Origin of the sequence: Fontibacter flavus (assembly GCF_042432905.1) — a bacterium.
GTDB classification, from domain to species: domain Bacteria; phylum Bacteroidota; class Bacteroidia; order Cytophagales; family Cyclobacteriaceae; genus Fontibacter; species Fontibacter flavus.
The window spans coordinates 46,693-52,772 of record NZ_JBHLWI010000039.1 but is presented as its reverse complement, the minus strand read 5'-3'; the positions used below and the strand labels follow the sequence as shown (position 1 = coordinate 52,772).

General features: G+C 42.3%; 5 protein-coding genes. 1 reads left to right on the top strand and 4 read right to left on the bottom strand.

The features are described 5' to 3' along the window. Positions 1–367: 367 nt before the first annotated feature. Positions 368–2,290: a CHU_0125 family OmpA-like outer membrane integrity protein gene (locus ACFFIP_RS14505; protein WP_382388412.1), complete on the bottom strand. Its 1,923-nt coding sequence runs from the start codon at positions 2,288–2,290 to the stop codon at positions 368–370. Positions 2,291–2,343: 53 nt separating this feature from the next. Continuing rightward, on the bottom strand, positions 2,344–2,835 hold the full coding sequence (locus ACFFIP_RS14500) for a hypothetical protein (protein ID WP_382388411.1): 492 nt from the start codon (positions 2,833–2,835) through the stop codon (positions 2,344–2,346). Between the two features lie 263 nt (positions 2,836–3,098). Between ACFFIP_RS14500 and ACFFIP_RS14495 the strand changes: the two genes are divergently transcribed. Beyond that, positions 3,099–3,587: a hypothetical protein gene (locus ACFFIP_RS14495; protein WP_382388410.1), complete on the top strand. Its 489-nt coding sequence runs from the start codon at positions 3,099–3,101 to the stop codon at positions 3,585–3,587. 191 nt (positions 3,588–3,778) lie between these two features. Here the strand turns inward: ACFFIP_RS14495 and ACFFIP_RS14490 are convergent, their stop codons facing one another. Further along, the gene (locus ACFFIP_RS14490; protein WP_382388409.1) at positions 3,779–4,570 is read right to left on the bottom strand and encodes a (Fe-S)-binding protein; all 792 of its coding nucleotides are present in this window, start codon (positions 4,568–4,570) and stop codon (positions 3,779–3,781) included. Between the two features lie 106 nt (positions 4,571–4,676). Further along, a complete protein-coding gene (locus tag ACFFIP_RS14485; protein WP_382388408.1) occupies positions 4,677–6,011 on the bottom strand; it encodes a 4Fe-4S dicluster domain-containing protein in 1,335 nt (444 codons plus the stop codon). Positions 6,012–6,080 lie beyond the last annotated feature (69 nt).

Below are 6,080 nucleotides of genomic sequence, written 5' to 3'. Positions count from 1 at the left end.
GACAAACATGGACTAATTTAATAAAATCATCCCCTGGGACACCCAAAACCGAAACTTAAGAATCCATAAACATTGAAATTCAATAACTTAAAAAATTACGGTGAATAATCTGCGGAAGTCAGGAAAGTAACAAATTCTATTGTGAATGACAGCCACTAGCCGCAAAAATAAGAAAGGGATCCCTATCAAAAGATCCCTTTCCGAAAATTGTAATTGAAGGAACAGGAAACCGTCACTCTGAGTGAAGCGAAGGGTCTCCTGTTACATGAGAGATTCTTCTCCCGGATTACTCGGGATCAGAATAACGGTACCCTAGATGTCATTCCTTTCTCTAAATGTTAATTTTATGAACTCAAAGTGGGGGTAATCACTCTCTAATCTCAATCACCTTAAACTCCGTCCTTCTATTGACCTGATGCTCTTCTTCTGTTTGGGCTTCCTTGATGATCAGCTGACGCTTACCATAACCTTTGGCCACCAGCCTGCTGGCATCAATGCCTTTGGAGACGATATAGGCAACTGCTGATTCAGCCCTTCTCTGAGATAAGGCATCGTTGTAGGCATCAGATGCACGGGCATCCGTATGTGAACTCAGCTCAATTCTGATACTTGGATTGTCTTTCAGGATCTGCACCAATTTATCCAATTCCAATGCAGCATCCGGACGAATATCTGCTTTATCTAAATCGTAGTAGATGTTTTCAAGTACAATGGATTTCTCCAAAATCAAAGCATCCAACACGATTGTTGTATCCAAAGTAATATTGGTCACATCTTGGATCAGATCCTCAGGCCTTGGAGTTTTTCCTCTAGTATCATAGGTGATGCTTTTGGTGAAATAACCTGCTTTGGAAGCGATCATGGAGAAACTTTGCTCTGGGGCAAGGGTAAATCTCAATCGGCCATTGGTGTTGGAGAAGTCACCTCCCACATTTTTATTGTTCTGGTCATATAGCACCACTCTGGTTTGCGGCAACACTACCTCTGTACCATCGTCCTTTTTCTCCTTCGTGGTCACATTCAGGAATACATTAACGATTTTAGGTTTAGGCGTCTTGTCCTCAAAGTAATAAATGTCATCATCTCCTAAGCCGCCTTCACGGTTGGAGGATAGGAATCCCTCAGTAGGATATTTTGTAAAGTAGATACCAAAATCATCCGCATTGGTGTTGACATTTGGTCCAAGGTTTTTCACTTCCCAACCTTTGTCAGTTCTTTCGGCCACATAGATATCCAGTTTTCCATAGCCGGCATGTCCATCAGAGGCAAAGAAAAGCTTACCGTCAGGGGCGACATAAGGGAACATTTCATTTCCCGGTGTATTGATCTGAGGACCTAAGTTGACGGCGTTCCCAAAATCCCCATTCGCCAGTTTGGTAGCCCTATAAAGATCCAAGCCTCCCTGACCCTCCGGCCTGATAGAGGCAAAATACAGTTCATTGCCATCAGGACTAAAGGCTGAGGTCTGATTGGTATAAAATTCATCCTCATTTACCGGCATCCAAATCGGCTGCGTATAGCCACCTCCTCTGAAATAGGAGGCAAATAAATGGGTATCCGGCAGGTCTTTATTGCTCTCGGAATTAGATCTGGAATAAATGAGGGTATTACCATCAGGACTGATGGTCAGAGAACCTTGGTTGAGGTTGGTTTCATTTTGAAACTGCGGAAGTAACTGCACATTTTGCGCATCTACTTTGATGCCTTCCGCTTTGGCCCGGAACATTTTCAGAAGCGGAGTTCCCGTGGCCTTGTAAATTCCAGAAGGGATCCTGTTGCTGGTGAAATACACAAAACCCTCACTGACTACCGGCCCGTATTCTGCATATGGGGTATTCAGTAAGCGATAGTTTTCTACTTCGAGATAAGGATAATAAGGCTCAATGTTGCTGATTTTTTCCAGGTTGTTCAGCTCCAAGTTGACCAGTCTCTGATAGTTGTCATCCAAGGTGAGCTGTTGGGCTTTTTTGAAGGCCTCTTCGGCTTCTTCGTATTTGGCCTGGCTTTTTAAGCTCAATCCCAATCTATAATAGGATTCAAAGGTTTCATCTTCCGCCAACAGTTTGGTATAATAGGCCTCAGACTGTTCGATGCGGTTACTTAATCGGTAACTTTCGGCCATGTAAAAATTGGCCTGTTTGTTATCAGGGTCATTTTCCAATATTCTCGAAAAAGTATTGATGGCCACCTGGTATTCTCCTGCACTAAATTGGTTTTGACCTTTCTGGTAAAGGCTGGTACAAGAGCCAAGAATCAGCATCACTACAAGAAATAGAGCACTTCGCGTCATGGGGCTTTTCAAAAGATTTTTGTCAATTCTTTAAATATAGGACAATATGATAATTAATTCATAAAGAATTTGTTCATCCAACTATCTTTTGCAGGGATAAGCCATTTATCACTGAGATCAGATTTCCGCTGGACTACAGGATTTAATACGATGGTTTCGGCCTGAAGGATGCCATCGGACACCTTGGATTTGACGCCCATGAGGTTACTTACTTCCAAAGCATCTTCTTTCAGCAAAAAGGATACTTTGCCCTGATCCAATAGATTGATAGCGAATTGCTGTTCCAATTCCCTAAGGGTCCTGACGGAGGAATCAATAGAGCATCCCGAGGCACCCAATTGACTTTCGTCCACGGCCAGGATGATGACCTGATCAAAGCGGATATCGAAAGAAGTGGGCATCAGGCTGCCGTGTGTATTCCACTGATCGCAAAAAGCTTTCAGTCGCTCACTGATGGCTGCTTTCTCCTCAGGGGTGAATTTTCTATCCGATTGGTAAACCCAGATACGGGAATGTCCGGGCATTTGATCAAAAGCAATGTACATATTTCAGTTATTTTTATTCCTCAAAATAAGGTCTTTTGGCTCAATTTAGTTCTCTTTTTTAACGGAGAAATTTGAGAGAAAGGTACAAAATCCTGGTATAATCCTTGGGCACTGTCTAAAGTAAAGGTGCTCCGTGTGGTTCTGGGCATGGCATAAGGGATTGGTATGATTGGGTTTCTAGGATTTTAAGTTTAAGTTTAGGTGGTTGAAACATTCAGACATTCAAGGATGACATAGTAGAATAAAGTAAATTTTCATTAGAAATGCCCTACCAATTTTTAGACCTCATACTCCCCTATGCTATCTTAATTGACTTGATCTTGATTGGGATTTTATGGCTATCTACAAAGCCTGTAAAGCAAAAGCATCAAAGCATTATTTATGGTTTAGCCGTTTTAGCTTTCATAGTGTTTAGCTTTTTTAAATTGCTTTTCACTGTACCCCATCCCATTGCTTCGACTCCGGTTGACTTGGAAATCAGGTCAAATTCGACATATACAAGCCTATATTACCTTACTGATTCTAAGAATGAACCAAAAGTATTTTGGAAAGATCATATCATCGGAAAAGTAAAAGAACAATCCTTTGATTTGGAAAACAGCCTACCGGATGGACTTACAATTGCCTGTAAATTTGATGGGGTCTGGTACTTTACGAGCATTCCTATGAATATAGAAAGGGTTTCGTCAATAGTTATTGAAAAGTCCAATTTTGAAATAGCCCAACCTGAAATTATAAATGCGATTGATTAATATTTATGGACAGAACTTGGAAACTATTTTTCTAATTTTTTGACATTCCTATTTATTCCAGTACTGATTTGGAGAATAAAAAAATACGGATTCTAAAAAGTGTAGCTGTTGGGCACTAAATAAAAAAAACCTGCCAAGTTTAACAACCAACCTGACAGGTCTAAGTCAATACAAAATCTGATAACCAAGCGTCAAATCCCCATATCCTTGGCGATCATCTCGGCCAAGTCGTAGACTTTGACATCATGTTCACGGTCTTTATTTTTCACGCCATCGGACATCATGGTCAGGCAGAATGGACAGCCTACTGCAATGGCCGATGCACCGGTGGCCAAGGCCTCTTCGGTACGCTCGATATTGATGTCTTTTTTGCCAGGTTCGGGTTCCTTAAACATCTGCGCCCCGCCAGCTCCACAGCAAAGTCCCTTGGTTCGGCAACGCTTCATTTCGACCAATTCCACATCTAAGGCTTTGATCACTTCCCTTGGGGCTTCGTAAACATCATTGGCACGACCAAGATAGCAGGAATCATGGAAGGTAATCTTCTTGCCTTTGAATTCCCCACCACCCTGAAGGGCCACTTTACCCTCATTGATCAGTTGCTGTAAGAATTGTGAGTGGTGGATCACTTCATAATTACCGCCAAGTGCAGGGTATTCATTTTTGATGGTATTGAAGCAGTGCGGACATGCGGTGACTACCTTTTTGATATTGTAGCCATTCATCACCTGAATATTGGCTACGGCCTGCATCTGGAACAGAAACTCATTTCCAGCACGTCTTGCCGGGTCACCGGTACAGGCTTCCTCTGGACCAAGGACAGCGAAACTCACCCCCACTTTATTCAATATTTTGACAAAAGCCTGTGTTACGGCTTTGTAGCGATCATCAAAAGAACCGGCACAACCTACCCAAAACAGGATTTCAGGACTTTCACCGGATGCGGCCATCTCGGCCATGGTTGGTACTTTATATGTTGACATTTTTTAGACTATTTGATATTAGACATTAGAAGCGGGAGGCGAGAACCGAGAAATAAGAAGTGAGAATTTCTGATTTCTAATCTCTTGTCTCTAATCTCTCGTTTCTTTATTTCATTTCCTCACTTTTCACCTGATCTGCCCAGTTGAACCTATCAGAAGGGGAGAATTTCCAAGGAGAGAAGGAGGTTTCCATATTTTGGAACATCGCGTTCCATTGCGCTGGTGTTCCTGACTCCTCCATAGCCACATACCTTCTCATCTGCAGAATGATAGAAAGCGGGTCAATATTCACAGGACAGGCTTCCACGCAGGCATTGCAAGAAGTACAGGCATTGATCTCTTCTTTGGTAATGTAATCGCCCAAGAGGGATTTGCCGTCTTCCAATCCAGGGCCTCCAGCATCGATGCTTTTACCTACTTCCTCTGCACGGTCCCTCACATCCATCATGATTTTTCTTGGGGAAAGTTTCTTACCCGTAAGGTTGGCAGGACATTCCGAAGTACATCTACCGCATTCGGTGCAGCTGTATGCATTCATGACATTAACCCAAGTAAGGTCATTGATATCTTTGGCGCCAAATCTTCCAATTTCAGCTGGAGGTTCAGATCCACCTTCTGATGCAATTCCCAGCATCATATTCACCTCATTGGTGACTTCTGGCATGTTTTTAATTTCTCCCTTAGGCTTCAGGTTAGAATACCAGGTGTTCGGGAATGCCAAGAAGATGTGCAAATGCTTGGAATAGGTCACATAAATGGCAAATCCCAGAATACCGACAATATGGAACCACCAGGCAAATCGCTCAATAAAGACCAAAGCGTCATCACTCATCCCTGAAAAGAGGGGTTGAAGCATGCTGCTGAAGAAAAGACCATCCAATAAAATGTAGTGTTCTGCTCCTCTTGAAGCCAAAATCTGATCGGTAGCATTCATGGTCAGGATGGCCATCATCAAAATGATTTCAATCACCAAAATCAGGTTGGCATCCATGGCAGGCCAGCCTTTCATTTCAGGCTTGGCAAACCTTTCCACTTTCATCACATTTCGCCTGATCAAAAATGCAATACAGGAAACCAGCACAGCGATGGCCAGAAACTCAAAAATATTCATCGCCACACTGTAAGCCGTACCAAGTGCCGGAGCAAAAATACGGTGAGTACCTGCGATGCCATCGATGATAAATTCCAATACTTCCAGGTTGATGATGACAAAAGCCACATAAATCATCAAATGGAGCAATGCAGGAATAACTCTTTTAAACATCTTTTGTTGACCTAGGGCTACCAAAAGCATGGTTTCCCATCTTTTGTCAGGCTGGTCATTTCTAGTTTCGGCCTTTCCCAGAAAAATATTTCTTTTCAGGAAGCTGACCCTTTTGTAAATAATAAAGCCAGCCGCAGCAAAAACAAGGAGAAAAGCCAATTGAGGTAAAATGCTCATATTGTTTAGTTTAGCGTTTTTGTATTGGGTTTATGATAAATTTTTTCTGAAAATGATTTGCATGAAAGT